The 26,222-nt window shown below is 49.9% G+C and carries 20 protein-coding genes; 8 read left to right on the top strand and 12 right to left on the bottom strand.

The window, feature by feature from the left end; all coding sequences use genetic code 11:
- The first annotated feature begins 119 nt into the window (after positions 1 to 119).
- Positions 120 to 623: a GNAT family N-acetyltransferase gene (locus tag CPY98_RS18065; RefSeq protein WP_025798363.1), complete on the top strand. Its 504-nt coding sequence runs from the start codon at positions 120 to 122 to the stop codon at positions 621 to 623.
- A gap of 3 nt (positions 624 to 626) precedes the next feature.
- Here CPY98_RS18065 and CPY98_RS18070 read toward each other — a convergent pair whose 3' ends face one another.
- Genes CPY98_RS18070 through lysA form a run of 4 tightly spaced genes read right to left on the bottom strand, consistent with a single transcriptional unit; the run spans position 627 to position 6,084 of the window.
- A complete protein-coding gene (locus tag CPY98_RS18070) occupies positions 627 to 2,054 on the bottom strand; it encodes an amino acid permease (RefSeq protein ID WP_096388557.1) in 1,428 nt (475 codons plus the stop codon).
- 47 nt (positions 2,055 to 2,101) lie between these two features.
- Positions 2,102 to 3,205 carry an alanine/ornithine racemase family PLP-dependent enzyme gene (locus tag CPY98_RS18075; protein ID WP_096388558.1) on the bottom strand — a complete coding sequence of 368 codons (1,104 nt, stop codon included), beginning with the start codon at positions 3,203 to 3,205 and terminating at the stop codon, positions 2,102 to 2,104.
- Position 3,206: 1 nt separating this feature from the next.
- Entirely contained in the window at positions 3,207 to 4,628 is a 1,422-nt protein-coding gene (locus tag CPY98_RS18080; RefSeq protein ID WP_025798367.1) for an APC family permease, read from the bottom strand.
- A 58-nt stretch (positions 4,629 to 4,686) separates the two neighbouring features.
- Positions 4,687 to 6,084, bottom strand: a complete 1,398-nt coding sequence (gene lysA, locus CPY98_RS18085; RefSeq protein WP_043489055.1) for a diaminopimelate decarboxylase — start codon at positions 6,082 to 6,084, stop codon at positions 4,687 to 4,689.
- A gap of 192 nt (positions 6,085 to 6,276) precedes the next feature.
- Between lysA and CPY98_RS18090 the strand changes: the two genes are divergently transcribed.
- Positions 6,277 to 7,716 (top strand): sigma-54-dependent Fis family transcriptional regulator, encoded by a 1,440-nt coding sequence (locus CPY98_RS18090; protein WP_043489052.1) that lies wholly within the window; start codon positions 6,277 to 6,279, stop codon positions 7,714 to 7,716.
- Between the two features lie 239 nt (positions 7,717 to 7,955).
- Here the strand turns inward: CPY98_RS18090 and rraB are convergent, their stop codons facing one another.
- Positions 7,956 to 8,387: a ribonuclease E inhibitor RraB gene (gene rraB, locus CPY98_RS18095; RefSeq protein WP_025798374.1), complete on the bottom strand. Its 432-nt coding sequence runs from the start codon at positions 8,385 to 8,387 to the stop codon at positions 7,956 to 7,958.
- A gap of 166 nt (positions 8,388 to 8,553) precedes the next feature.
- On the opposite strand from rraB, the gene argF reads away from it, so the two are divergent.
- Positions 8,554 to 9,570, top strand: a complete 1,017-nt coding sequence (gene argF / locus CPY98_RS18100; RefSeq protein ID WP_172625159.1) for an ornithine carbamoyltransferase — start codon at positions 8,554 to 8,556, stop codon at positions 9,568 to 9,570.
- 49 nt (positions 9,571 to 9,619) lie between these two features.
- Here argF and CPY98_RS18105 read toward each other — a convergent pair whose 3' ends face one another.
- Positions 9,620 to 10,543, bottom strand: a complete 924-nt coding sequence (locus CPY98_RS18105) for a carbamate kinase (RefSeq protein ID WP_043489043.1) — start codon at positions 10,541 to 10,543, stop codon at positions 9,620 to 9,622.
- 434 nt (positions 10,544 to 10,977) lie between these two features.
- Here CPY98_RS18105 and CPY98_RS18110 point away from each other — a divergent pair, with 434 nt between their 5' ends.
- From CPY98_RS18110 to allS, 5 genes are all read left to right on the top strand, one after another.
- Complete coding sequence (locus CPY98_RS18110) at positions 10,978 to 12,201, top strand: MFS transporter (RefSeq protein ID WP_096388559.1); 1,224 nt, start codon at positions 10,978 to 10,980, stop codon at positions 12,199 to 12,201.
- Between the two features lie 15 nt (positions 12,202 to 12,216).
- Positions 12,217 to 13,884: an acyl-CoA synthetase FdrA gene (gene fdrA / locus CPY98_RS18115; protein WP_046448947.1), complete on the top strand. Its 1,668-nt coding sequence runs from the start codon at positions 12,217 to 12,219 to the stop codon at positions 13,882 to 13,884.
- A 10-nt stretch (positions 13,885 to 13,894) separates the two neighbouring features.
- Positions 13,895 to 15,157, top strand: coding sequence for a DUF1116 domain-containing protein (locus CPY98_RS18120; RefSeq protein WP_096388560.1), 1,263 nt, complete (start codon positions 13,895 to 13,897; stop codon positions 15,155 to 15,157).
- 214 nt (positions 15,158 to 15,371) lie between these two features.
- The gene (locus tag CPY98_RS18125; protein WP_096388561.1) at positions 15,372 to 16,205 is read left to right on the top strand and encodes a DUF2877 domain-containing protein; all 834 of its coding nucleotides are present in this window, start codon (positions 15,372 to 15,374) and stop codon (positions 16,203 to 16,205) included.
- Positions 16,198 to 17,127 (top strand): HTH-type transcriptional activator AllS, encoded by a 930-nt coding sequence (allS, locus tag CPY98_RS18130; protein ID WP_043489034.1) that lies wholly within the window; start codon positions 16,198 to 16,200, stop codon positions 17,125 to 17,127. Before CPY98_RS18125 ends, allS begins: the two co-directional genes overlap by 8 nt.
- A gap of 69 nt (positions 17,128 to 17,196) precedes the next feature.
- On the opposite strand, the gene CPY98_RS18135 is transcribed toward allS, so the two are convergent.
- From CPY98_RS18135 to glpA, 6 genes are all read right to left on the bottom strand, one after another.
- Entirely contained in the window at positions 17,197 to 17,664 is a 468-nt protein-coding gene (locus CPY98_RS18135) for a YhcH/YjgK/YiaL family protein (protein WP_046448944.1), read from the bottom strand.
- 147 nt (positions 17,665 to 17,811) lie between these two features.
- Positions 17,812 to 19,467 carry an alpha,alpha-phosphotrehalase gene (treC, locus tag CPY98_RS18140; RefSeq protein ID WP_096388562.1) on the bottom strand — a complete coding sequence of 552 codons (1,656 nt, stop codon included), beginning with the start codon at positions 19,465 to 19,467 and terminating at the stop codon, positions 17,812 to 17,814.
- 55 nt (positions 19,468 to 19,522) lie between these two features.
- The gene (gene treB, locus CPY98_RS18145; protein ID WP_043489028.1) at positions 19,523 to 20,938 is read right to left on the bottom strand and encodes a PTS trehalose transporter subunit IIBC; all 1,416 of its coding nucleotides are present in this window, start codon (positions 20,936 to 20,938) and stop codon (positions 19,523 to 19,525) included.
- A gap of 789 nt (positions 20,939 to 21,727) precedes the next feature.
- Positions 21,728 to 22,927, bottom strand: coding sequence for an anaerobic glycerol-3-phosphate dehydrogenase subunit GlpC (glpC, locus tag CPY98_RS18150; RefSeq protein WP_025798398.1), 1,200 nt, complete (start codon positions 22,925 to 22,927; stop codon positions 21,728 to 21,730).
- Positions 22,924 to 24,195, bottom strand: coding sequence for a glycerol-3-phosphate dehydrogenase subunit GlpB (glpB, locus tag CPY98_RS18155; RefSeq protein ID WP_096388563.1), 1,272 nt, complete (start codon positions 24,193 to 24,195; stop codon positions 22,924 to 22,926). The genes glpC and glpB overlap by 4 nt, the downstream gene beginning before the upstream one ends.
- Positions 24,185 to 25,840, bottom strand: coding sequence for an anaerobic glycerol-3-phosphate dehydrogenase subunit A (gene glpA / locus CPY98_RS18160; protein WP_025798402.1), 1,656 nt, complete (start codon positions 25,838 to 25,840; stop codon positions 24,185 to 24,187). The genes glpB and glpA overlap by 11 nt, the downstream gene beginning before the upstream one ends.
- Between the last annotated feature and the right edge of the window lie 382 nt (positions 25,841 to 26,222).

Here is a 26,222-nt window from a genome sequence, read left to right on the forward strand (position 1 = left end):
TCAGCGGTGGTATTAAGGAATTTCGTGCGCCATCACGCGGAGCAAACGCCCCGTGACAACAGCCTAAAATAGCGATGTGCGTCGGAACGTTTACACAACGGAACAACCGGGTAATGACTATGACAACAGAAACGCCTTTACGCCTTCAGGTGCGCCGAATCACGGCAAACGACAACGCCGCCATTGCGCAGGTTATTCGTGAAGTTTCAGCTGAATGCGGCCTCACCGCCGACAAAGGCTATACCGTATCTGATCCAAACCTCGATCATCTCTTCGACGTTTATAGCCAGCCACGCTGCGCTTATTGGGTGGTTGAGCTTGATGGGCAAGTGGTTGGCGGCGGCGGCGTTGCCCCGCTTGAAGGCGCAGACGTCAGCCTGTGTGAGCTACAAAAGATGTATTTTCTACCCGTGCTGCGCGGAAAAGGTTTAGCCAAACAATTGGCTATCCAAGCGATGGATTTTGCCCGTGAGAACGACTTTAGCCAATGCTATCTAGAAACCACGGCCTCTCTCACCGCGGCCATAGCGCTCTATGAGAAGCTCGGATTTAGCCATATTACTGAAGCACTCGGCAGCACACGCCATGTGGACTGCGAAGTCAGGATGCTGAGAGAGCTGTAAGCGCTACTTTTTGGCAGGTCGATATATTCGGCCTGCTTCAAGTGATTCGCCATCTTGCCGGTTCTTCCAGCGATAGGACGCTAATATAGCCACCAATAAACCGCTTTCGGCAATCAGCATACTTATTCCCTGCGGGCTGCACCACGTACCTATAATAACCGCAGCATTCAGTATGATTGAAATCCACGCAATCCACGGGAAGAACGGCGATTTGTATTTTATGCTTTCCGCAGAATAACGCCCCGCTTTTACCTGCACACGAAACTGATATTGGCACCATGCAATAACCATCCATGCCAAACAGCCTACCTGCCCAGTACTTGAAATAAGATATAAATAGAGTGTTTGAGCAGAGATATATTTGGTTAGCAATGAAACTAGCGCAATCGCAGCGGTAAATAAAATACCGCGAGCCGGAACACCTTGCGTATTCACTCTTGCGAACATCTTTGGCGCAAAGCCATCCTTTGCCATTGACCACAACATGCGTGAACTGGCATAGATAGCCGAATTGGCGGCAGAAAGCGCAGCCGAAAGAATAACAATAGTCATGAATGTGCCAGCATTAGGTAACCCCGCACGCTCAAATACCCAGACAAATGGACTTACGCCAAGTATCGGGTGATCGTAAGGATAAACCAAGGCCAAAATAGAAATAGCCAGAACATAGAAAAGAATAATACGAATGCCAATCCCTTTAATCACCTTGGGTAACACTGTCTGTGGCGATTCGGTTTCACCCGCCGCGTTCCCCACGAGTTCAACGCCTTGAAAAGAATACACCACGATGGTCATGCAGATAAAAATACTCCACTGCCCGTGAGGGAACCAACCATCGGCTGTTTTTAGCGTAGGCTGCCACGGCGTGCTGCTATACATTTGGAAAATTAAATAAAGGCCAACCAAAATAAATAGAATAATGGCAAAGACTTTAATTGCAGAAAACCAATATTCACACTCACCAAATATTTTTGCGGATAAAAGATTAACCGCCGTTAATAGTAATAAAATACCTAAACAAAAATAATAGACAGGGATATGCGGTATAAATTGATGGGCAATCAACCCCGCCGCGGTCAGATCGGCAGCAAGAGAAAAGACCCAGCTCAGCCAATAAAGCCAACCAATGGTATAGCTCCATATCGGATGGGGGAGAAACTTCAAAGCATAGTGTTGAAATGAGCCAGAATGTGGAAATGCGCAAGAAAGCTCGCCTAAACACATCATCGTCATCATCATGATCCCACCCGCGATAAGATACGCCAGCAGCGTTCCTAGTGGGCCAACAGAATGTAATGGCTCGGCGATACCTATAAACAGCCCTGTTCCAATGGTGCCTCCTAAAGACATCATCAGTAAATGACGCTTTTTAAGCGTGCGCCGTAGTTTCGTTCCCTCTTGCGAGTCAGGCACTTCCTGTATACAACCCATAGGTTTCCCCTACCGGTAGGGGAAACCTACCGGCATCAGGTTAAGTATCAATATTTGAAATGTCTTTGTACGCCACGTGTCTGGCAGGCCATCAGTAAACCGGTGTAATCCAGTTCAAAACTAATAGTATCCCCGACTTTAAGCGGCTGTTGGCTGTCTTCAATATCAACCAGCGTATGATCGCTCGTTTGGCCTAACACCTTGATGGTTTCATCTTGAGGCACACAGTTTTCCGCCGGTACATCTTGGCGACCAAATGCCAACAATGCGCGCTTACGGGTGCCGTGATCGGTAAATGACTTCGGCTGTAGAAAAGCATCCACCCCTAACTCGCCCACCGGAACCGTTGGTTTACTATTCAGCTCAATAATTTCTGCGTGCAGCAAATACATGTCTGAACAGGCTTTACCGACATCTTTTTGCGAATGGTGGAAAGCGTCCAAATATTTCATATCGACATATTCAATGCCAAACTCGTGTAATCCGCCAATCCGCAGGTGATTTAATCCTACCGGCCAAATACCTTTATCTAATAGGTGATAACTGGTGCAGTTCCCAGCCGAGAGATGCTTAATTTTCGTGCCGGTATCGGCTTCAATACGCGCGGCAATGGCAAGAAAATCCTCCCCGTTTTTTACCGTTGGCAGCACTGTGCCATAGCAGTTGAAATTAGTCCCTAGCCCGTATAATGCCAATCCAGACAGCTCTTCAATCAGCTTTACGGTTGATAAAATTTGCTCATAATGCGCAAACCAAATTCCCTCCCGCAAATCGCCCATATCAATCATTAACAGGACTTGATGCGTTTTTCCCTGACGCTGAGCTTCATCTGACAGCGCCTGCATCACGGCAGGCTCACTGTTCAGGCTGATATCTGCGTAACGCACTACGTCTTCAATTTCACTCAGGCAAGGGCTGCGTAATAAGCAGGTCGTACAGCCCGTGGCGCGGATTTTTTTTAAGTTATAAGTACGTGATTCTGCAATCACGTTAATCCCGCCGTCTATCACGGCCTGAGCCGTTTCAATACAGCCATCAAAGACTTTATTCACCGCCATCACTTCTATGCCATGCGCGGCTAAAAGTTCTTTCTCGATGCGGGCATTGTCAGTCAGCTTTTTTAAATTAATTTCAAGCGTTGGCATATACATGTTACTTCACCTCACCAGCAAGCAATTTTGCATTTCTGCGTTGAGCACGGTGATAAATCACTTCTGCCACAACGACGGCTAATAGTGCCCCTCCGATAATTTTTCCGGCATATTGGAAATATCCCCCCATATCGATCTGCGAAGGTGGAATAAACAGCAGGCATACGGCAAAAGCGATTGAAATAAAGCCGAGAGCAGGCAATAGAATCGGTAAAATACGGCCGGGAATTCTGAAACTACGAGGCGTATCCGGTTGAGTAATGCGCAGACGATAAAATGCAGGGAACATCACCAGATAAGGAATAAAATAGGTGATAGTAGTTAGCGCGGTCAGCATCCAGTACGCAGCGGCAACGCTAGGTGACACAAAGGTTGAAAAGCATAAAACGGTAACAATTAGCGCCTGCATTGTTAGTGCAAAAGCAGGTGTTTGATATTTGGGATGCAGCTTGCCAATGCGTTCCCCAAGCAAATTATCTTCGCGCGAAGCTTCTTGCAGCATATAAATAGGGCCAACCAGCCAAGAGTTAATTTGCCCCAGCGCCCCGAAGAACATACAAATAGCCATCACTGGCAATAGCCAAGGCATATGCAAGGTATCAGCCGCCGAGCGCATCGCCTGCATAACGCCCGCTACGATATCAGTATTCCCCGCCGGTAAAAGCGTATTCAGCGCCCACGTTCCCACCATATAAATACCGACAATAACGCCAGCGGAAACCGCCATGGCTCGTGGGAAATCACGCTGAGGATTACGTGTACGGCCTGCAATCATTGGGGCAACTTCTAATCCAGCAAAGGCAAACATCATGCTAGATAAGAACACCACGGTATCCCAATGCCTTAAATCAGGGATCCAATTAGCCGCCGTGGCATAATCGGTTTGCATTTTGTGTCCGGTACATAGCCAAACAACGGCTAATAGAATCAAAATGGCAGAAGGAATAAAGACGCCGCACCATGCGCTTACGCTATTAATAATTTTAGTCCACTGCATGCCGCGAATATTAAGCAGCGTCAGCAGCCAAAATATCACCATCGAGCCCACGCCGATAAAGACCTTACTTTCGGCCAGACTGTCGCTAAACATATAACCCAGCGCAGTAAAACCGAATTGCAGCATCAGCGGGAAAAAAAGGACGCAAGAAAACAGGAAACAGACCACCACAATCCACGCGATACGTTTACCAAATGCTTCTTTAATCCAAACAAAAATACCGCCGTCTTTTGGCCACCCGGTAGAAAGCTCACCGCATACCATGGCTAATGGGAAAAACAGGCAGAAAGCCGCGATTACCCACAGCAGCATAGCCGATGCCCCATAGGGCGCCACGTTGGGTATTTGTCGTAAACTCAGAATCGCAATGACGTTCATAAAGACGATGTCTTTGATTCCAAGCAGACTTGAGTTGCTATTACTCATGATCATCTCCAGAGAGAAAATCAGAGGGCGACAACCGCCCTCTGTCGCAAAGGGCAAATTAGAAAATGTCGTACTTGACCATATCTTCGTAGGTATCTTCACGGCGGATCAGACGATCTTTACCCTGGTTGTCGATCATCACGACCGCAGTACGTGGGCGGTTGTTATAAACCGTCTGGCTCTCAATGGTGTAAGCACCCGCATCAAGGAACACCACAACATCGCCAATCTGAGTATCGTGTGGCAGTAAAAACTCTTCGCCTTTGACGCCCATATGGAAGTAATCGCCACCGTCACACAGCGGGCCTGCCAGCTTGATATATTGATCGTGTTGCTCGGTGATCCGAGAGGCGTTATAGACATAGAAGAACCAATCGAAATGCTGGCTATCAGACAATACGCTGTAGCCTGCATCGACAAACTTCCATTCAACGTGGCATTCAACGTTACCGTCTAGGTCATAGTTGGTTTTACGTTTTTCACAGGAAACATCGGTTAACAGAACAGCGGCAGAACCCGTGACTTTGCGCCCTGGCTCAATACAAATCTCAACGTCGGTACGCCATTTATGCACTTCATGAATCACCGCATCAGCAAAGTCCTGAGCCGTGATCCCTGCATACATATTGTCTTTTAACGGATCGCCATTCTCTTCGTCGTATTTGTAAGGCACTGGAATACCGCCCCCCACGTTGATCAAATCAAATTTGATCCCCAAAACCTCTTCTAAACGACGCGATTCATCCACCAAAACCTTGGTCGCTTTAGCAAATGGCTCAGACTCTGGCACCTGATCGCCCACATGCATATGCAGACCACGCAGCTTCACATAAGGCATTTGTAAAATACGGCGGCAGGTTTCCTCAGCCTGTTCGAGATCCAGTCCTGATTTAGCATGAAACGCGGTCACAAGCTCAGCGTGCGTTGCGGAAGGAACGTTTGGCTCAACGCGCACACAAACGTTGGCGGTTTTTTTCAGGCGACGAGAAATTTCATCAATATGATCAAGTTCATATAGGCTATCGACGTTAATCAGATAGAGTTCATTATCAATCGCATATTCGAGATCTTCTGGTTTTTTCACCACGCCGTTAAATACGATTTGGCTCCCAGAAAAACCAATTTCCAAACACTTACGCACTTCATAAAGTGAGTTAGCTTCCGCACAAATGCCCGCATCTTTGATGGCTTTTAACACCCCCATCACCGAACAGGTTTTTGAGGCAAAGAACGTTTTGGTTTTGGCATGTGCGGAAAAAGCCTGCTCGATTTCTTTGATATTGCGCACAATCTCAGGCTCAGAAAACACATAAAACGGGGTACCGTATTTTTTTGCCAGTGCTTCGACATCTAAACCTTCAAAGCACAGTTTTCCATTGTTGCTGGTGAAACGACGATCGTGCTCAATCACATTTTGACGCAGTTGGTTGTAGTTCTTAACGATGTTATCTGACATAAAATCCTCTGCTTATCGATGGTTTAATGCGTGATATGTCCCTACAGATAACATTGTTACTGCAACCGTCATGCCATAATTATTTATCTTTAAAATCAATAAAATAAAAAAATCCCTACTAATAATTTCGGTCATATATTCTAAAAATTGCCTAAGTGACGAAAATCCGTCACCCAGTGAAAGGACCAAAAAATGCCTCCGCTCGACCCAGAATTGCAGTATGCCCTTGAGATGTTTTCGCGCTTTTTTGATCTTATTCATCAACCGTTAGCGATAATTAATCGTGATGGTGAATACGTTTATTACAACCAAGAAAGCGCAGATTTGGATGGCTATACCGTAGAGCAAGCACTCGGCCACCACATGCTAGACGTCTATCCCAAGATGAAAGAATCACAGAGCACCATGCTGCACTCGCTAAAACAAGGAGTGGAATACATCGGCCATTATCAGGTTTATTACAACGCTAAAGGGCAGGCGGTGGATTACCAGCACACCACTGCGCCGCTGTATGCACGCAACGGTGAGATGGTAGGCGTGATTGAAATTGGTAGAAATATGTCTAGCGTGCGCCGCCTACAAGAGCAGGTGGTGGAACTAAACCAGCTGCTTTATTCGAATCAAGCTGAAAACACCCACGATATCATTACGGAAAATCCCGCTATGCTGGCGCTGATAGACAAAGCTAAACGTCTAGCCGTCAACGATATTCCGGTTGTTATTGTGGGTGAAACAGGGACAGGCAAAGAGCTGTTTGCTCGCTTAATACATCGCTGTAGTAAACGCGTGAATAAGCCATTTATCGCCCTCAACTGCGGTGCGCTCCCCTCAACGCTGATAGAAAGTACCTTATTTGGCACCGTTAAAGGGGCATTCACCGGCGCTGAAAATAGCCAAGGCTACCTTGAGCTGGCAGACGGCGGCACGCTATTTCTTGATGAGCTCAATGCCATGCCCATCGAGATGCAAAGCAAATTGCTGCGTTTTCTACAGGATAAAAGCTTCTGGAAACTCGGCGGAAATCATGAACTGCACTCCAACGTGCGCATTGTGGCAGCAATGAACGAGTCGCCAACGCAGCTGATTAAACACAATAGAATGCGTGCCGATCTCTTCTATCGGCTCGGCGTCGGAATGCTGGCGCTGCCGCCGCTCTCCACTCGCCCAGAGGATATCCTGCTGCTAAGTCGTTATTTCATCGATAAATACCGCGATGATGTTGAGCATGATATTCAGGGGATCAGCGAGAATGCCTGCGGTATTCTGCTAAAACGCGCATGGCCGGGTAACGTGCGTATGCTAGAAAATACCATCGTGCGCAGCATGATTATGCAAGAACACGATGGGCCATTAGAAAACATTGCCTACGATGAAGAATGCCCAGAACTGTTCCCTGAAAATGCAGCTCCAATTACCGAAGAGCAGCCCATGTCCGCCAGAACATTTGAATGCGATGGCGACCTTGTCAGCCAAGTCGCATATTTTGAACAACAGCTCATCACAAAGGCGTTGAATCAGGCGAATAGCAATGTGGCAGAAGCGGCAAAAAGGCTGGGAATTTCACGAACGACCCTGCACTATAAAATTAAAAAATATGCCATCCGCTTAGGCGTATTAGCGACCCACGCATAGTTAATATATAAAAAAATCCGGTGCCATCGCTGGCACCGGATTCGCTATTCTCACTATGACGTTAACTATGCTAACTATGCTAACTATGCAATGTTAAAGATCAGCATCTATACCCTAAATAATTCAAGTTGCTTGAAGGCGGCAAACCCGTGAATCCCTAGGAGCTTACTTAAGTAAGTGACTAGGGTGAACGGGTGTAGCCAACGCGTAAGCAGCTTGAAGTATGACGGGTATAAGGATTAGTGGCGAACGCCATTGTCATCCTCATCAACGCCTTCTGCGTCATCATCTTCGTCGTCGTCACCGTCTTCACCGTTAGGATCTTCGAAGTAGGTGCCCCAGCCGTCGTAGTTCACGTTCATCTTCTCAGCGAGGTTCACCAGCTGTTCAACCTGAGTATCGATCACTTCCGCATTCAGGCCAACTTCGCTGATCACATCGCAGCACATCAGCAGCGTACCGTCTTCAACTTCCAGCTCTTCAGCATCAGTCACTTCGTAGCCGAGTTTAAAAGCTTCAACCGCCGCTTTTTCTAACAGCTCAAAGTTATCCGCCGAAAGGTGATGTTCAATGGTGTATAACGCGTCTGGATCGCTGCCGTCGTCCAGCAGTTCTTCAATGATCAGGCGGGTTTCTTCACGTTGTTCTTCTAATAGCTCAGGATTTGCCATGCCTTTGTCCTCAATCTGTATGCAATCACGCTACTTTCATTCTCCCACAGCCGCGCTCATGCCTCCATAAGAAACGTGAATATTTATCTCTCAGGGGTTGATTTTGAATTTTAATACACATAATGTGAATATTAATTCATGCAGCACAATAAAAACACAACTGGGGATGAGCACTATGAGTCAGCTATATCAGCATCATTTTCTTAGATTACTGGACTTCACGCCTGCAGATATCGCATATCTACTCACTTTAGCCGCTGAACTTAAGCAGGCTAAGAAAGCAGGTAATGAACCTCAAACGCTGAAAGGCAAAAATATCGCGCTCATCTTCGAAAAAGACTCCACCCGAACCCGCTGCTCTTTCGAAGTTGCCGCTTACGACCAAGGCGCTAATGTCACCTATTTAGGCTCAAACGGCAGCCAAATCGGCCACAAAGAATCCATCAAAGACAGCGCGCGCGTGCTGGGCAGAATGTACGACGCCATCCAGTATCGCGGCTGGGGGCAGGACGTGGTGGAAACCCTGGCACAGTATGCCGGTGTGCCGATTTGGAATGGATTAACCAATGAGTTTCATCCAACCCAAATTTTAGCCGACCTGCTCACTATTCAAGAACATATGCCAAATAAGCCGCTGTCACAGGTGAAACTGGCATACCTTGGCGATGCGCGTAATAACATGGGTAATTCATTACTGGAAGGCGCGGCGCTGATGGGGATGGAGCTGCGTCTCGTTGCGCCAAAAGCCTGCTGGCCGGAGGCCGAACTGGTGGCTCAATGTCAGGCAATAGCCGACAAAACCGGCGCGAAGCTGGTTTTAACCGAAGATCTGGCGGAAGGCGTGAAAGACGCCGATTTCCTTTACACCGACGTTTGGGTTTCCATGGGCGAACCAAAAGAGGTGTGGAAAGAACGTATTGCCCAACTGCTGCCTTATCAAATCAACATGAACGTCATCAAACTGACCGGCAACCCGCAGGTGAAATTCCTGCACTGTTTACCGGCTTTCCATGACGATCAAACCGCCGTGGGCAAACAGATGGCCGAGCAATATGGGCTGAATGGCGGTATGGAAGTCACCGACGAAGTATTTGAATCCGAGCACAGCATCGTGTTTGACGAAGCGGAAAATCGTCTGCACACCATTAAAGCCGTGATGGTAGCGACGTTAGGCAAACTGTAATAACTCAATAAATCAGCGCGCCTGATATTCACGGCGCGCTGATTTTGTTTTATAGAACAGCCGCAGTTTCTGGTGTAATACAGGTGCCTTTCTCCCGACGTAAAATCGCTTCGGCATCAGCTAATGCACCGATAAATGCCGTTCCGCCCGTTTGTTCAACAAACGCAATCACCGCCTCTGCCTTCGGCCCCATCGCGCCATCAGGAGCCGCAAACGGGCGCAATACCTCAGGGGTAACATGTCGTAATGCCCGCGCCTGTGGCGTTCCCCAATCCTGATAAACCGCATCCGCATCGGTCAAAATCATTAAATATTCCGCATGTAACTCTTCGGCTAACAACGCGGCTGATAAATCCTTATCAATAACAGCTTCAACACCGCAATATCCCTGTTGGCTTGCGACAACCGGCATTCCACCGCCGCCCGCACAAACCACAATATGATCGCTATCTAACAGGCACTTGATCGAGGCCAGCTCAACCACTTTTCTCGGCTTAGGCGAAGCCACCACGCGACGAAAATATTGGCCATCCGCTTTCATCGTCCAACCATAGCGGAGTTTAGGTTCATGCTGTTGGTCAGGCAGATAGACAGGGCCAATAAATTTACTCGGCTGCTGGAATGCAGGATCGTCTGCCTCAACTTCAATACGCGTCAGCAGGCTAACCACCTGAGGAATGTTCTCTTTCTGCCCTAACGACTGAGCAATCATATAGCCCAACATTCCTTGCGTTTCAGCCACTAAAATATCCAGCGGATACGCTGGGGTTTGCTGATCTAGCGCACCTTGCAGCGCTAGCAATCCCACCTGCGGGCCGTTGCCATGCACAATCACGACGCGATAATCGTTGGCTAGCCCAGCAACCACCTCAGCCACCTGAGCGATATTTTTGTACTGGTTTTGAGCCGAAAGAATTTCTCCACGCTGTAAAATAGCGTTTCCCCCGAGCGCTATGACGACGGTTGGTTTCATTTCATACCCCATAAAAAACGTTAATTTGTTGGGATAAAATTAAGTTTATTTAAAATATAAAATGTGATGGTGGCTACATTTAAAATACAGTCTATTATTTTTTTATAATTGGCATATCACAGAGCTGTTTAATTAAATAAAATTGAATAATAGATTTTTTAATTTTTTTTATTAATAGACCGTAGAATAAGAAAACTTCCCTTACAATAGATCAAGTGTGATTTATCTCACCAGAATCCCTCTACGATTATTATAGCTTACCGTCATAGCGATTTGGCACGAACCATTTTTATTATAGCTATGCCCAATAATTTCAATATTTTGGTCGTAAGCATTCTTGACCCCAGTACCTCTGATCTAAGTCAGTGATAGGGATGAGCAGGACGGCTAACGCGCCATAAGCAAGAGATGCTGGGTATTCAGGGGAGTATCTTATGTCACAATCGATAGAGCATGCGAGCGCACCGCAAAAAACAGGCATACCCGCTTGGTGGATAACCGTATTTTTATTTTGGCTCGGCTGGATATTTATGTATGCAGACCGTACGGTATTAAATCCGGTGATGGGTGAGTTGGAAAAAGAATTCGGATTAAATGGAACACAACTAGGAATATTAAATTCAGTGTTTTATTTCTCCTATGCATTGTTGCAAGTTCCGGCAGGGATCTTAGGAGATAAAATTGGCAAGAAAAAAGTATTAGTTCCTGGATTCTTATTATTCGGTATTTTTACCGCCGTCACAGGATGGGCGAAAAGTTGGACAACGCTACTATTTTCCCGTGTCATCACCGGCGCAGGCGAAGGAACTTATTACGGCCCTCAATATGGCTTATCTTCGGAACAAATTCCCAAAAAATATCGTTCTCTCGGTAGTGCCATCATTAACAGCGGTATGGCATTCGGCATTGCTCTCGGGCTGATGTCATCAAGCTGGTTAGTTTACGATCAGGGCCACAGCTGGAGAATGCCATTTTACGCCATGGCCGTGCCTAGCATCCTGACCGGCTTAGCGATCTGGTTCTTCGTTAAAGAAAAGAAACGCAGCGCGGTCACCGCCGATGGCGTTGCGGTTAAAAAAGGTAAATTCAGCGATTTATTAAAAAACCGCAATCTGCTGCTGGTCTATCTGATGGTGTTTTGCAGTCTGTTCGGATTCTTCGTCATTCTGACATGGCTACCGTATTACCTCCAAAGCGAGCGTGGGATCCCAGGCAGTGAAACCGGCTTTATCTCGTCCTTAGTGGCATGGATTTCGATCCCCGGCGCCCTGCTGTTCTCAACCATTTCTGACCGTTTGGGAAAACGTAAACCGCTCATTTTGATTCTGGTTCCTCTCGCGATTCTGAGCATGCTCTCAATTGTTTGGATGCCAACCATGGGCGGCGTTATTGCAGCGCTGTGTATTTATGGTCTGGTGGGCAAGCTTGCGCTTGATCCCGTTCTGGTGGCGTTGGTCGCCGACAGCGTGGACGAAAATAACTACAGCACCGCCTTTGGTTTATTCAACTTCATCGGCATGAGCTCCTCTATTTTAGCGCCGATCATCGCCGGTGCCGCTCGCGATATCACCGGCAGTTTGGCCTCCAGTTTCTATGTATCAGCAGCCCTCTTGGTCATTGGCCTGTGCGGCATGTTGTTCCTGAAAGAAAAGAAATAATCCGAGGGAATTAAAATGATTTATGCATCTGTAAAAAAAGGCAGTTTTCAGGATTCTGTAAGCCTGATGCTGATATCACGCAAGCTCAGTGAGTCACCGCAGGTGGATGAGGTCTCCGTCATGATGGGCACTCCAGCCAACAAATCACTTCTGGAGACCACCGGTTTTTGGCATGAAAGTTTTACCAGCGCTACGCCAAATGATATTTGCGTAGCCATCCGTACTCATGAAGAGATCCCAGATATTGCGCAGCTTATTGGCCGTCAGCTAGAAATCGAGCTGAGCGCTATCGCCCAAGGGCAAGCTTCTGGACAACATTTGCAAAAAGTTCGCCGCTGGGACAGCGCACAGCAAAAGCTTCCCGATGCTAATTTGCTGCTCATTTCCGTTGCCGGTGAATATGCCAACGATCTGGCGCGTCAGGGATTGGAAAACGGCAAAAACGTTATGCTGTTCTCCGACAACGTGCCCGTTGAACAAGAACTCGCGCTGAAACAAACCGCACGTGAAAAAGGGCTGCTGGTGATGGGGCCAGACTGCGGCACCGCCATGGTCGCCGGTGCGCCTTTAGCCTTCGCCAACGTACTCCCTAAAGGCTCTATCGGGGTGATTGGGGCCTCAGGCACGGGTATTCAAGAACTTACCTCGCAGATCGCGCTACTCGGCCACGGCGTCACCCATGCTCTGGGTCTCGGTGGCCGAGATCTTAGCGAGGCCATTGGCGGCATCAGCGCGTTAAGCGCCCTAGAAATTCTCGCCGGTGATGATCAAAGCAAAGTACTGGCCTTCGTGTCTAAACCTCCGGCCGAAAGCGTACGCAAGCGGGTGATAACTGCCATGCAAGCGGTGGCAAAACCGGTTGTCGCGCTCTTCCTAGGCACTAAACCCGAGCAAAAACATGAAGGTAATGTTTGGTTAGCCAGTTCATTAGCCGAAGCCGCTCACCTTGCTGTGATGCTCGCTAGCGTCGAAGAAATTGCCGCTGCCCAGCCGAGCGTCATCGGCAAGAAAATCCTAGGTCTCTATGCCGGTGGTACGCTGGCGGCTGAAGCCGCAATGTTATTGGCTGAGCAGATAAATGCCAAAACCGATAGCAAACACGATCGCGGCATCATGCTGCACGCTCAGGGGCATACCCTTATCGATCTGGGTGACGATGCGTATACCGTTGGCCGCCCACATCCAATGATTGACCCTACCAGCCGTTCACTTGAGATCCAAAAAATTGCCCACCAGCCAGACATTGGCGTGCTGCTAGTCGATGTGGTGTTGGGCTATGGCGCATGTGCCGATCCTGCCACCGCAGTGTTAGAAGCGGTCGATAAAGTCCGCACGGCACGGGGCGCCGAGAATCCACTGGTGGTCATCGCAACCGTAACCGGTACACAGCAAGATCCTCAGCCGCGCGCTGAGCAGATCGACACGCTGATTAACGGCGACATCGTCGTCATGAATACGCTGCAAGAAGCGGTGTTACTGGCTCATCATCTGATTGTTCGCGTGCCAGAAACCCCTCACTACCCCCGTAATCCACTGCTTGATGGCGTCAAAGTCATCAACGCTGGCCTGCGCAGTTTTGCTCAAGACTTGCAAAGCACCGGTTGTCCTGTCGTGCATTACCAATGGGCCCCTATCGCGGGCGGCAATGCTCATTTAGCCAGTTTGCTAAAACAATTAAATTAAGAGGTCTGCTATGTACTCATCTATTGCGCACGCCAATGAGGCGATCGTTGCACGCATTAAAGAAGCTCGCCCATTCTGGACCGGCGTTCATTTGGCTAAAGAGGTGATCCCTACTTTACGTAAAGGAAAAACCTTGCTGCATGCAGGCCCTCCAATTGAATGGCAGGACATGACGGGACCAATGCGTGGAGCATGCCTCGGCGCGTGCCTCTATGAAGGTTGGGCTCAGAATGAACAACAGGCGCATGCGCTGTTGGAAACGGGTGAGATCATCTTTATTCCTTGCCATCACGTTAACGCCGTTGGCCCTATGGGCGGGATCACTTCGGCCAATATGCCGGTACTTGAAGTTAAAAATCACGTCCACGGCAACAGCGCCTACTGCAATTTGAACGAAGGTATTGGCAAGGTCATGCGTTTCGGTGCCTACGGTGAAGACGTCCAGCGCCGCCTGTGCTGGATGCGTGACACCTTAGCACCGGTATTGCAGCAAGCACTCAGCGAAACTGAAAACGGCATCGATCTTAGCGCACTGATGGCTCAGGCCATCACCATGGGGGATGAATTCCACCAGCGTAATATTGCCGCGTCAGCGCTGCTGATGCGCACACTAGCACCTAAAATTGCGCTACAGAATGACGATAAAGCACGCTTGGGTGAAGTATTACAGTTCCTCAGCGTGACCGATCAGTTCTTCTTGAACCTCGCGATGGCCTATTGCAAAGCGGTAATGGATGCCGCCGCAGATATCAAAGCCGGTTCCATTGTGACAGCCATGACACGTAATGGCCGAGACTTCGGCATTCGCGTCAGCGGGCTGGGCGATCGCTGGTTTACGGCGCCGGTGAATACGCCGCAAGGGCTGTTCTTTACCGGCTTTAGCCAAGATGATGCGAATCCTGACATCGGCGATAGCGCCATTACGGAAACCTTCGGCATTGGCGGTGCGGCGATGATTGCGGCACCTGGCGTAACCCGATTTGTCGGTGCCGGTGGCATGGATGCAGCTCAAGAAACTTCGGAAGAAATGAGCGAAATCTATCTGCAACACAACCCGCTGCTGCAGATCCCATCATGGAATTTCCAAGGTGCCTGTTTAGGTCTGGATATCCGTCGCGTCGTCGAAACAGGGATCACGCCGCTCATCAATACCGGCATTGCTCATCGCGAAGCGGGTATTGGCCAAGTCGGCGCAGGCACCGTGCGAGCACCGCTGCCTTGCTTTGAGCAAGCGCTAGAAGCGCTGGCTGAAGCGATGAATATTCATGCATAAGGTCTATGCATAACACACCAAGCGCCTGCCTACTGGCTGTAATATTGTTCATTTAAGCCTGATTTTAGGGGGAGCACACCGATGGGGTCGTAGCGGCGTAAGCCGCCGGAGCGCCCCGCGGTGTGCTAGACCCGTGTATCTCGATCGCTTAAACAATCAGTATTATGCCTCACCGTAGGCGCTTTCTCTCCTTCAACCCTTAGGAGAACGGATAATGATTTGCTCTCCTTTAGCCGCCAGTGACTGCCTGCCGCCAATACACGGTGTCTGGGTATGCGAAAATCGATTTAATCACGCCATTAATCTGCGTAATGCATCCAATCAGTTATTAACCTTGCATCGCTATGGGCACGGGATTAGCCCGATGGGATGGCTCATACGCCGCGCTGACTTTGACCAGCTAAGCCATTATTTAGCCCCCGGTACTCGTTTGACGGCGATTAACGGTGGGCTATTTACCCCGCATATTCAGTTGCTCAAACCACGACGCACGCTGCATTTACGCATATCCGAGAAGCTTTCCATTGCGCCACAGCACTTTGAAAAATACCTTTCGCGCCATAGCGCTATCACCGGATTATGTGGGCCGCTTAATCAAGCTCCCCAATCGCCGTCACCTTACACCGCTATTTTCACCCAGCAGCTTTCTCGCTGGGCGCAGGGCTTCGCCCCAGACTGGCGTTCTATTATTGGTTTAGGCCCCGGTTTAACCCCCAGCGGCGATGACATGCTCGTTGGCATGATGGCCATTCTTCACGCCACGTCACAGACGGCGCTGCGCCCTTCACTGCTTCCCAGCGACAACCTGCTGATAGCTTTAACCACCAGCGTCAGTGCCAGCTATCTTTACTATGCACAACGCGGCTATTTCAGCACCACAATACACGCGCTTTTACGCCGACTTGCACGTGGCTCACAGGCTACGGAGAGCTCGCTTGAAAGCGTCCTGCATCATGGACATACTTCGGGGGCGGATACTTTATTGGGAATGGTTCTCACTCTGCGCTGGCAACATGCTTATCAACGGAGGGTTGAATACGATGTTTGATCAAGAGACGCTCCGCACGTTTATTCGAGTCGCTGAAACACGCAGCTTCTCTAAGGCGGCGGAATACCTACATAAAACGCCCGCGGCCATCAGCTATCGTATTAAAACGCTGGAAGAAAGCTTGGGAACACAGCTGTTCCTACGCACCACGCGCACCGTCAGCCTCACGCCCGCTGGCGTTCATTTGCTAGAACGCTGCCATCAGTGGCTAAGCTGGATCGATGCCATGCCCGATGAACTCAGTCAGGTCAACGACGGCGTGGAACGACAGGTCAATATTGTGGTCAATAACCTGCTTTATAACGCGGCATCGGCGGCAAAACTGCTGACATGGCTCAATCATCGTTTTCCTTTCACCCAGTTTCAACTTTCACGTCAGGTCTACATGGGGGTCTGGGATGCGATGCTTTATGATGATTTCCAACTTGCGATTGGCGTTACCGGCTCCGAATCACTTTCCAACTCGATACGCACTCTCCCCTTCGGCGAAGTGAGCTGGGTGTTTGTGCTTGCCCCCCATCATCCCTTAGCCGCCAGCACTACGCCCTTAACCAACACGCTATTACGCGGCTATCCAGCCATCAATATCGAAGACACCTCGCGGAACTTAACCAAACGCGTGGCTTGGCTTTTACCTGGGCAAAAAGAAATTAAAGTGCCAGATATGCAGACTAAGCTCGAGTGCCATCTTGACGGGCTCGGCGTGGGTTTTTTACCTAAGAATATTTGCCAGCCTTTTATCGATCGCGGCCAGTTACTCACGCGGGAAGTCGACAACAAACGCCAGCCATCACCTTTGTCGCTTGCATGGAGCAAAGACCGCAATGGCAAAGCGGTGCAGGAAATCGTTTCACTGTTTAAACATGGGGATGAGCGGATTCGTGGTTTTCTGACCAATATCGACAAATACACGCTGCGGTGAGGGTTTCTGCAAGACTTAGTCATCGCAGTCGCGCAGACTGCGATGAATCACCAATCTATTGACACTCAATCACTTCACTAAAATCTTCACGACCGCTTTTTTAACCGGTGCATTCTCACCCACGGTGCACATGGGCTTATGTAACTCACCGGGGTAGAACACCACGAAATCACCTGCGTTCATGATAAAGCTTTTCTCTTCTAAGCCCTGCTGCTCTAGAGGCAAAAAGGCAATGTCTTTACCCTCAAGCCATTCAGCGCGGCCTTGCGGTGCGGCTAGATTGCTAAAGACCATTTTTTCCTGCCCGGCTAAAACAATTTGGATATCCAAATATTTACCGTGCAATTCCTGACGGCGCTCTTCCGCTGGAGAGGTTGAATCGTTAAAAATCATCACGAACTGATTTTCGCCATCCACATCAAACTTGCCTAGCGCAGAATCCGCATTGAAATTCGCCATAACATGTTGAATCGCCTGCTTGAGCTGAGCAGGTAAATAAGGCAATAGTTCTAGATGATTAACATTTCCAGTGATCATACATTCCTCAACATTTCTCTTAAATTATTTTGAAACATCGTTTTAGTATAAAGAAACAGGAACATCTGAAACGAGGTGCCAACCACAATTTAGTGAGGATTGCCGCCAACAAAAATCCCCCAAATCAGGGGGATTCACGTCAGACAGTTATGCGTCTACAAGCCAATAAATACTTTCATATGGCCGCAGCGACTGAGGAACTGCGCTTTGCTGAGGATAGTTACTCATCAGCACACGCCCCTGTTTCGACAACTCGCCGCTTATCTCCAGCGTCTGCGTTTGCGCGCTCAGGTTTGCCAATACATATAGGCTTTTCCCCTGAGAGCTACGACGGTAGCACCATTGCGCCGGATGATTTGGCAGCAAATCCTCATAGTCGCCGTGGGTCAGCAACGGCAATTGCTTGCGCAGCTTAATCAACGACTGGTAGCAGTAATACACCGACGTTTCATCGGCTACCTCCGCCTGAGCGTTAATCTCGGTATAATTACCCGCGGGTTCTATCCACGGCGTTCCCTGCGTAAAGCCCGCATTTTGACTCGCATTCCACTGCATTGGGGTGCGGCTGTTATCGCGCGATTTAGTCGCCAGAATCGCTAACAGCTCTGCGCTGTCTCGCCCCTGTTCGCTGAGCTCTCGGAACATATTCAGGCTTTCAACATCGCGATACTGCTCGATATCGGTAAAGCCCGGATTAGTCATACCCAGCTCTTCGCCCTGATAGATATACGGCGTGCCTTGCATACCATGCAGCACCATTGCCAGCATTTTTGCCGACAGGCTCCGCCATTCACCCTCATCACCAAAACGCGACACAATGCGCGGCTGATCGTGGTTACACCAGAACAGCGCGTTCCACGCTCGGTTATGCATTCCCTGCTGCCAATAAGCAAAAATCCTCTTCAACTCAACGTAGTCTGGCTTCGCCAGCGTCCATTTTTCACCACCGGGATAATCCACCTTCAAATGATGAAAATTAAACGTCATCGAAAGCTCGCTGCCGTCTAGCGCCGCATAGCGCTGACAATGTTCAAGCTGCGTTGACGACATTTCACCAACGGTCATTAAGCCCCGAGGCTTAAAGACATCACGGCCAAACTCGCTGAGAAACTCATGAATACGCGGACCGTCTGTATAAAAACGACGCCCGTCCCCTTGCAGATCGTCTGGGAAATCCTGCTGCTTAGACACCAGATTGATCACGTCTAAACGCAAACCATCAACGCCTTTGTCCGCCCAGAAATGACACACGGCTTTCAGTGCTTCACGCACCGGCGGATGTTCCCAGTTGAGATCTGCCTGCTGGGGTGCGAACAAATGCAGATAATATTTCTCTGCGCTTTCAGACCATTGCCACGCGTTGCCACCAAACTTTGAGCGCCAGTTATTCGGCAACGCCTGCGCTTCGCCGTCACGCCAGATATAAAAATCATGCTTCTCGTCGCTAGGATCCTGCGCCGCAACAAACCATGGATGCTGAGTCGACGTATGGTTAAACACCATGTCCATCACGATACGCATTCCACGCTGATGAGCTTCATCAACCAAACGCTCAAAATCCGCCATCGTTCCGTAATCAGGATTGATAGCGCAGTAATCAGCAACGTCATAGCCATTATCAATTTGCGGCGACGGATAGACCGGCGTCAGCCACAGTGCGCTCACGCCAAGCTTTTGCAGATAATCCAGACGCTGAATAATCCCGTTGAGATCGCCTGTGCCGCTGCCGGTACTGTCTTGAAAACTTTTCGGGTAGATTTGATAAATCACACCGTTTTGCCACCACGGCACTGTTTCGCTCATCGTCATATTCCTATTTTCACTCTACGGCCACGAGACTCGCAGCCGTATTCATTCGTTATACCGGCAACTCGCCGCGTTTCTGTTTGCGCTTATAAATCAAGATAGTTAGGGCAAGAGGCACTACAATCGCAACCACCATCGCCACGGCATAAATTCCCCAGAATTTCGGTTGAATTGAAAGGATACCCGGCAATCCACCCACGCCGATGCCGTTAGCCATCACGCCAAACAAACCACAAATCAATCCGGCACAGGCACCGCCAATCATGGCGCACAGCATCGGGAAACGGTATTTAAGGTTGATACCGTACATCGCAGGCTCGGTAACGCCGAGGTAGGCAGAAATCGCCGCAGGCACCGAAATTTCACGTTCGTTAGCTTTCCGGCTAATGAAAATAATCGCCAACACGGCAGAGGCTTGAGCAATATTCGACAGCGCAATAATCGGCCATACTGGCGTTCCGCCCATGCTTTGCACCATCTGCATATCGATCGCTAGCGTTGTCTGATGCACGCCGGTAACCACCAACGGTGCATACAAAAAGCCAAACAGCGCCGCGCCAATCGGAGCAAAACTGCCAGTCATCACCGCTTTCACAGCCCATGCAACGCCGTCGCCAATCATGCGACCAAACGGGCCAATCAGGGTGTGCGCCAAGAACACCGCCAGAAGCAGTGACGTCACCGGCACGACGACCAGATACAGGTAATCGGGGATCAGGCGTTTTAAGCGAGTCTCAATCCAACCCAAGGCTAAACCCGCCATCACGGATGGAATCACCTGTGCTTGATAGCCAACTTTTTCAATCGTGAACCAGCCAAAATTCCATACTTCAGGCAACTGCTGGCCCAGCATGTACGAATTCATCAGCTGTGGAGAAACCAACGTAATCCCCAGCACGATACCGAGGATCGGCGTACCGCCCATCTTCTTCACCGTTGACCAGCAAATACCTACCGGCAGATAGAAGAATATCGCTTCGCCCAGTAGCCACAGGAAGTCATAAACCGTTTTCCACGCCGGATGTAATGCCGTCAACGGCTGTCCATCCACCAACGGAATATCGCCGATCACATTACGGAAACCGAGGATCAAACCACCGCTGATTAACGCAGGCAGCAACGGGAAGAAGATCTCGGCGAAATGCGAAATCGCAATTTCCCACCAGCTCATATTCTGACGAGCGGCTTTCTTGGCCTGCTCTTTGTTACTGGCATCGACGTGTGCCGTGCTAATCAACGCCTGATACCAATCGCCCACGTCCGTGCCAATGACAACCTGAAACTGCCCTGCATTGGTGAAGCAGCCCTTCACCATCGGTAATTCTTCAATCTTTTTAGGCGCAGCCAGCGCCGGATCGTTCAGTACAAACCGCAGTCGGGTAAGGCAATGACTGACGGTAGCAATATTTTCACGCCCGCCCACCAGTGCGATCAGCCGATCAACCTGATCTTGTTTTACCTTGCTCATATTGAGTACCTGTAGAGTCGTTCTAATTTCAGAGTAACGTGGATCGGCGCCATACTTTCGATCCATAAAAACTGAGTTGCATAAAGCGTAGTCACTATGACGGTTTTATGGAACGGGAACGTTCCCGAAACTAGGTATTGATCACAAGATTTGTGGTGGGGGATGAGGGAGGGGGAGGAGAATGGCAGCGGTCTAGACAGTGAAAGGTTTCGTACGCCTGTACTGTATATGTTGGATCAGTGGAGGGTTTCGTACGCCAGTCGCCTGTACTGTATATGTTAGATCGGTGGAGGGTTTCGTCCGCCAGTTAGCTTTTATATTCCCATGAAACCGCTGTCGTAGGCGTCCGAGAAGAGGTTGCCAGCGCGCAACCTCTTCACTCTCGCGCTTTTTACCGAGTCGTTTGGCCGACCGGTCTCGGAGCGTACATCCTGTACGCCCTCAACCTGCCACCAGCATCCCTGCTGGCGGCTCTAAAATGCATTCTTTCAACACGAAAACACAAAAGACAAAAGACAAAACCCTATCTGGTTTCTTGTTTAAGTTTAGGTAGTGGGAGCAGTGGAAACAGGATGTTTCCACTAGGGGAGGAGGCGCCAGGGATGGCGCATGCCGACCCGGCGCGGAGATGGCATCTCGGATAAAAGCGCGCGAGTTGAGAGCCCCCGCGCAACGGGGCTCTCATCGGACGCCTTCGATTGACGTTACATGTGCAAACCGTTATTGATAGGCGAACGAAATCTTTCACAGATCCAACATATACAGCACTAACGACTGACGGGTGAAACCTTACCCCAACGCCCGCGCCAGCAACGAAATCGGATGCTCACATTTCTTACTCGTCGACATCTCAATCTGCCACTTACAGGTTTCGCAATCCGTTACCACCAGATCCACCCCGCTCTCTTCGATCTGGCGGAATAACCCCGCGCCAATTCCCTGCGATGTCTCGTAGTTCTCTTTCTTGAAGCCATAAGTTCCCGCAATACCACAACATTGGGAATCCAGAACCGTCAGCTCTACGCCGGGGATCATTTGCAGCAGAGCCAGCGTATACGGCGTCCAGCCCATTTTTTCCATATGACACGGCGTGTGGTACGCGATCTTCATCGGCGTCGATTTCAGCTTTAACTCACGTCCACCGTCTAATAAGCGGTAGAGATAGCGCGTTGCCAGCTCAACGTGTTCACGCACCTGTGTGGTATCCACATCCAGCACGTGCGGATATTCATCACGGATGGTAAATGCGCAGGTTGAAGACGTGGCAACCACCGGAATGCCTTTGCCAATCACGGCGTCGGTCAAAGACTCTGCGTTAACGCGAGCCTGCTTTTTCGCCTGTTCGATAAACCCATTCGCAATCAACGGTACACCGCAGCATTTTTCACGCTTCAACAGCTGCACGCCGATACCCATGGCGTTAAACACGCTCACCAAGTCTTTGCCGAGCTGCGGATGGTTATAGTTAACGAAACAACCGTGGAAGAACGCGACCTGTTCGGCGAACTTGGCCTGTTCTGCGGCCTGTTTTTTGTACCAATGACGGAATGTCCCCAGCGAATATTTTGGCAACTCACGGCGATGGTCGATCTTCAGCGCTTTATCCAACAGCTTGCGCACTGGTTTCAGACCGGTAGTCATATTCACAATCGGCGCGAACGGCGTTGATAGCGTCCCCATCAGATCGGTATGGCTGAGGATAGCGTCACGCAGCGTTGGTTTATGCTGGCTATAATTCGCCTTAGCGCGTTGAATAATATCGCCAATTTTTACGTCTGATGGGCAAGCGACCTCACAGCGTTTGCAGTTGGTACAGTATTTCAACGCATCATCATAAAGCAGAGGATCTTTTAAACGCAGACGTTCACCGTCTGGCCCTGCCTGCTTTGGCCCCGGATAATTCGGATTAACCTTCGCAACAGGACAATAGGTGGTGCACACCGTGCATTTAATGCAGTTTTCAAAGCTGTTATCTGCGAGCAGGTTCATAGCGCGCCCTCCGCTTTTGCCAAAATTTGTTCCGCCGCATGCAGCGCCGTTAGCATTGAAACACCGGCACCACAGCCTTGCTGAATAGGATCGTATCCCCCCAGAACAGCACCAATGACGCGTAGATTACTCACGACTTTGCCACCTACTGTTGGGCGCAGTTGCTCATCGGTGCTCACACCAAACTGCAAATACGGCTGAGGCGAGAACATATTTTCAGTGCTCCAGTTAGCCCGCTCGTTTTCACTGATAACGTCTAAGCCAAACACAGGTTCAGTCACGCCGTTGAAATCAGCCTTAAGTCCATTACTGAAGAAACTACCGCTCGCCAGAACTACATTTTTCGCCCGCAAAGGAATGTCAGTGTGGTTACGCGTGTAAATTCTCGCTTCTTGGCCCTCTTCCAGATCGGCTCTTAACACCGCATCACCGGGCATGATCACGCCACCCAGCGCCTGAAAACGGCGGCGAAGCAGATGATGCAAACGCATTCCCAGCACCGATGGCGGCAGCGTTGGCAACAGTAATAACGGCACTCTGACTCGTGAGCGCAGATGTTCTAATGCGTCAGCTTGTTCCATGCCAACACAGGCAGGCATGATGATGGCATCCACCTGCTGGGCAAGACGGTTAAGTTCGTCAATCAACAGCTGTTGGTTATCAGGTAAATCCAACACGCGCGCAATATTCACCGCGCGGAATTCACTTGGGTTATTTCGTAAACGATCTAACGCGGGCAGCGTGAGCTCCGCGATTTTGGTTTCTATGCCCTGCTCGGCCAACGAATTCGCCACGAGATGCGGCTGGAAATCGAGGAATCCTTCAATACCGGCAACCAGCACGCGTTCCCACGGCAGCGGCTGATCCAGTGCGCTCACCGGCACTTCGTTTGGGCTCAGCCACGTTGCTCTGCGCGTTCCCAACGGCGTGACGCGTAAATGGTTTTGTTGACAGCTTCCCACTAATGCCAGCCCGCTGCGTTCCAGCAAACGTTCCGATTCCGCGGCATAACGCACCACGGCATCATGCCCCATTAAGCTATAAGGATGCTGTGGAGCCTGAGCCGACAAAGATTCCAACACGGCCAGCGGTTGCTCTACGGCGCTGCCGTCAGGCAGATGACATAACAGATCCAGCGAGCCAGAAGAAAAATGCAGCGCGCTTTGACCCGAACTCACAATGGCGCATTTTTGCCCAGCCTCAGCTAATCGAATACCGCACAATAGCCCAGCCAAGCCGCCGCCAATCATTACCGTGTCAAATTTCATTGTCATTCTCCTGAGCGCCCTGATTCTGCGCGGGTGCTTCCATGCCGCATAAACCTTGATAAACCCAAGCCGTAAATTCGCTTTCGCGCAGCGCGTCGCCCCATGCTATTGGGCGCACGCCTTTCCAACGTTCATTAAGGAAATGAGAGAGCTGATCGATAGATTGCTTCGGCGTGGTAACTTTAAAACGATTAAGCAGACCCGCAGCGCGGCAGGCGCAAAGCTCGCCCTGACAGGTGCCCATGCCCACACGGGTACGTCGGCGCAAATCCACCAGATTATTCACCGTCAGAGAATCAACCGCATAGCGCACTTCCCCGGCGGTAACGGCTTCACATTCACATACCAAACTGTTGCTAAGACGATCGCCCGCCAGCATACGATCGGCGCGATCGCCATGACGATAAACCGCCGACCCCCTGATCGTGGCAGGCAACGAGATCACCTTACGCAGCGTCTCTTCGGCGGAATGTTGAGATCCCGGCAGCGCCTCGGTCGCGGTGGTACACGCGGTTGTAATACCGAGTTTCTCACAGACTTTATCTGTCGCCCATTCCGCCATCAGGCGATAGGTCATCAGCTTGCCGCCGGTGATAGTAATAAAGCCTTCTAGGCCATCTCGAACCGCATGATCGAGCAGCACAATGCCGCGGCTCACATTACGCCCGCTTGGATCGTCGTCGCTGGCAACCAACGGGCGCACGCCCGCATAGGCGCGCAAGATTCGCGTTCTCGCCAATTTAGGCGAAAGCTTCTCGCCCTCGCGGATCAAGATATCGACTTCTTCCGGCGTCACGATCATGTTGTCGATCTGATCGTAATCGATGTGCGTTGAGGTGGTGCCGATCAGCGAAATGGTATCGCCCGGCACCAAAATATCGGCATCGGCGGGCTTGCGGCAACGGTTGATCACCATATTGTTGATGCGATGCCCAAGGATCAACAGCGCACCTTTGGCTGGGAACATGCGTACCCGTAAATCGGCATACTCAGCAATGTGCTGACCCCAAATCCCCGCAGCATTCACCACGATTTGTGCATGAATTTCATAGCTTTCACGCGATTTATGGTCGATAACGCGCACGCCGGTGATGCGATCGCCGTGGCGTAATAATCCGCTCACTTCGTGATAGGTCAGCACCTGTGCGCCATGCTCACGCGCATCCAACATATTGGCGGCGGTGAGACGGAATGGATCAACGGTGCCATCAGGCACGCGTACCGCGCCAATCAGAGCGGGGTTAGCCGCAGGCTCCAGACGTAGCGCCTCTTTAGGATCGATGGCCTGCGCATCAATACCCGCTTTTTGACAGGCCTCGATAAAGCCAGATTGAAAACCTAAATCATCTTCAGGAAGCGTGATAAACAGGCCATCTGAGCGTTCAACGCAGTGACGAGCAATGCGCTTAAGAATTTTGTTTTCTTCAATACATTCACGCGCGGATTCGCCGTCGGTTACCGCATAACGCGCACCGCTGTGCAAAAGGCCGTGATTGCGCCCCGTTGCGCCCGTCGCAATATCGTGGCGCTCCAATAAAATACAACGCAGGCCACGGCGTGCGCAGTCACGTGCAATCCCTGCACCGGTCGCACCGCCCCCGATGATGATGACATCAGTCTCTTGTGTCGCTGGGCTTTGTAGCATGTGTGGCTCCCGACCTTAATCACAACAATGAATGTACTGATAAATAGTTGTGCTTATTAAGACATAACCCACACAGAAATTGTTTGATAAGGAGCAAATACGCGCACAAAACGAAAGTGATTAGCGCGTATTTCACCATTTTTGTGATCATTATCACTAGATGTATGTGATTTTTGGTTTCAAAAAATTAACTAACCGCTCAAAATCAGCATCGCATTCATAAAACTGTAACAATTTGCGCGATCTCTCACAGTAACGAAATGCGCGTTTGAATACTCTACGCTCGAAAAAGAAAATGGAATGACCACCACTGAACGGAAAATAGCGTAAGACAACACCATTGCTGTTCTATTTTTTGTTGGCACACAGCAAACCTTAACCG

It is taken from the genome of Hafnia sp. CBA7124, assembly GCF_002355555.1.
In the GTDB taxonomy this organism is placed as follows: Bacteria; Pseudomonadota; Gammaproteobacteria; order Enterobacterales; family Enterobacteriaceae; genus Hafnia; species Hafnia alvei.

Bases quoted from the DNA above. Each gene is read 5' to 3' on its own strand.
- treC (WP_096388562.1), bottom strand. From the start codon at position 19,467: ATGAGCGAAACAGTGCCGTGGTGGCAAAACGGTGTGATTTATCAAATC.
- CPY98_RS18065 (WP_025798363.1), top strand. From the start codon at position 120: ATGACAACAGAAACGCCTTTACGCCTTCAGGTGCGCCGAATCACGGCA.
- glpA (WP_025798402.1), bottom strand. From the start codon at position 25,840: ATGCTACAAAGCCCAGCGACACAAGAGACTGATGTCATCATCATCGGG.
- allS (WP_043489034.1), top strand. From the start codon at position 16,198: ATGTTTGATCAAGAGACGCTCCGCACGTTTATTCGAGTCGCTGAAACA.
- CPY98_RS18105 (WP_043489043.1), bottom strand. From the start codon at position 10,543: ATGAAACCAACCGTCGTCATAGCGCTCGGGGGAAACGCTATTTTACAG.
- fdrA (WP_046448947.1), top strand. From the start codon at position 12,217: ATGATTTATGCATCTGTAAAAAAAGGCAGTTTTCAGGATTCTGTAAGC.
- rraB (WP_025798374.1), bottom strand. From the start codon at position 8,387: ATGGCAAATCCTGAGCTATTAGAAGAACAACGTGAAGAAACCCGCCTG.
- lysA (WP_043489055.1), bottom strand. From the start codon at position 6,084: ATGTCAGATAACATCGTTAAGAACTACAACCAACTGCGTCAAAATGTG.
- CPY98_RS18125 (WP_096388561.1), top strand. From the start codon at position 15,372: ATGATTTGCTCTCCTTTAGCCGCCAGTGACTGCCTGCCGCCAATACAC.
- CPY98_RS18070 (WP_096388557.1), bottom strand. From the start codon at position 2,054: ATGGGTTGTATACAGGAAGTGCCTGACTCGCAAGAGGGAACGAAACTA.
- CPY98_RS18075 (WP_096388558.1), bottom strand. From the start codon at position 3,205: ATGTATATGCCAACGCTTGAAATTAATTTAAAAAAGCTGACTGACAAT.
- CPY98_RS18090 (WP_043489052.1), top strand. From the start codon at position 6,277: ATGCCTCCGCTCGACCCAGAATTGCAGTATGCCCTTGAGATGTTTTCG.
- glpB (WP_096388563.1), bottom strand. From the start codon at position 24,195: ATGAAATTTGACACGGTAATGATTGGCGGCGGCTTGGCTGGGCTATTG.
- treB (WP_043489028.1), bottom strand. From the start codon at position 20,938: ATGAGCAAGGTAAAACAAGATCAGGTTGATCGGCTGATCGCACTGGTG.
- CPY98_RS18080 (WP_025798367.1), bottom strand. From the start codon at position 4,628: ATGAGTAATAGCAACTCAAGTCTGCTTGGAATCAAAGACATCGTCTTT.
- argF (WP_172625159.1), top strand. From the start codon at position 8,554: ATGAGCACTATGAGTCAGCTATATCAGCATCATTTTCTTAGATTACTG.
- CPY98_RS18110 (WP_096388559.1), top strand. From the start codon at position 10,978: ATGTCACAATCGATAGAGCATGCGAGCGCACCGCAAAAAACAGGCATA.
- CPY98_RS18120 (WP_096388560.1), top strand. From the start codon at position 13,895: ATGTACTCATCTATTGCGCACGCCAATGAGGCGATCGTTGCACGCATT.
- CPY98_RS18135 (WP_046448944.1), bottom strand. From the start codon at position 17,664: ATGATCACTGGAAATGTTAATCATCTAGAACTATTGCCTTATTTACCT.
- glpC (WP_025798398.1), bottom strand. From the start codon at position 22,927: ATGAACCTGCTCGCAGATAACAGCTTTGAAAACTGCATTAAATGCACG.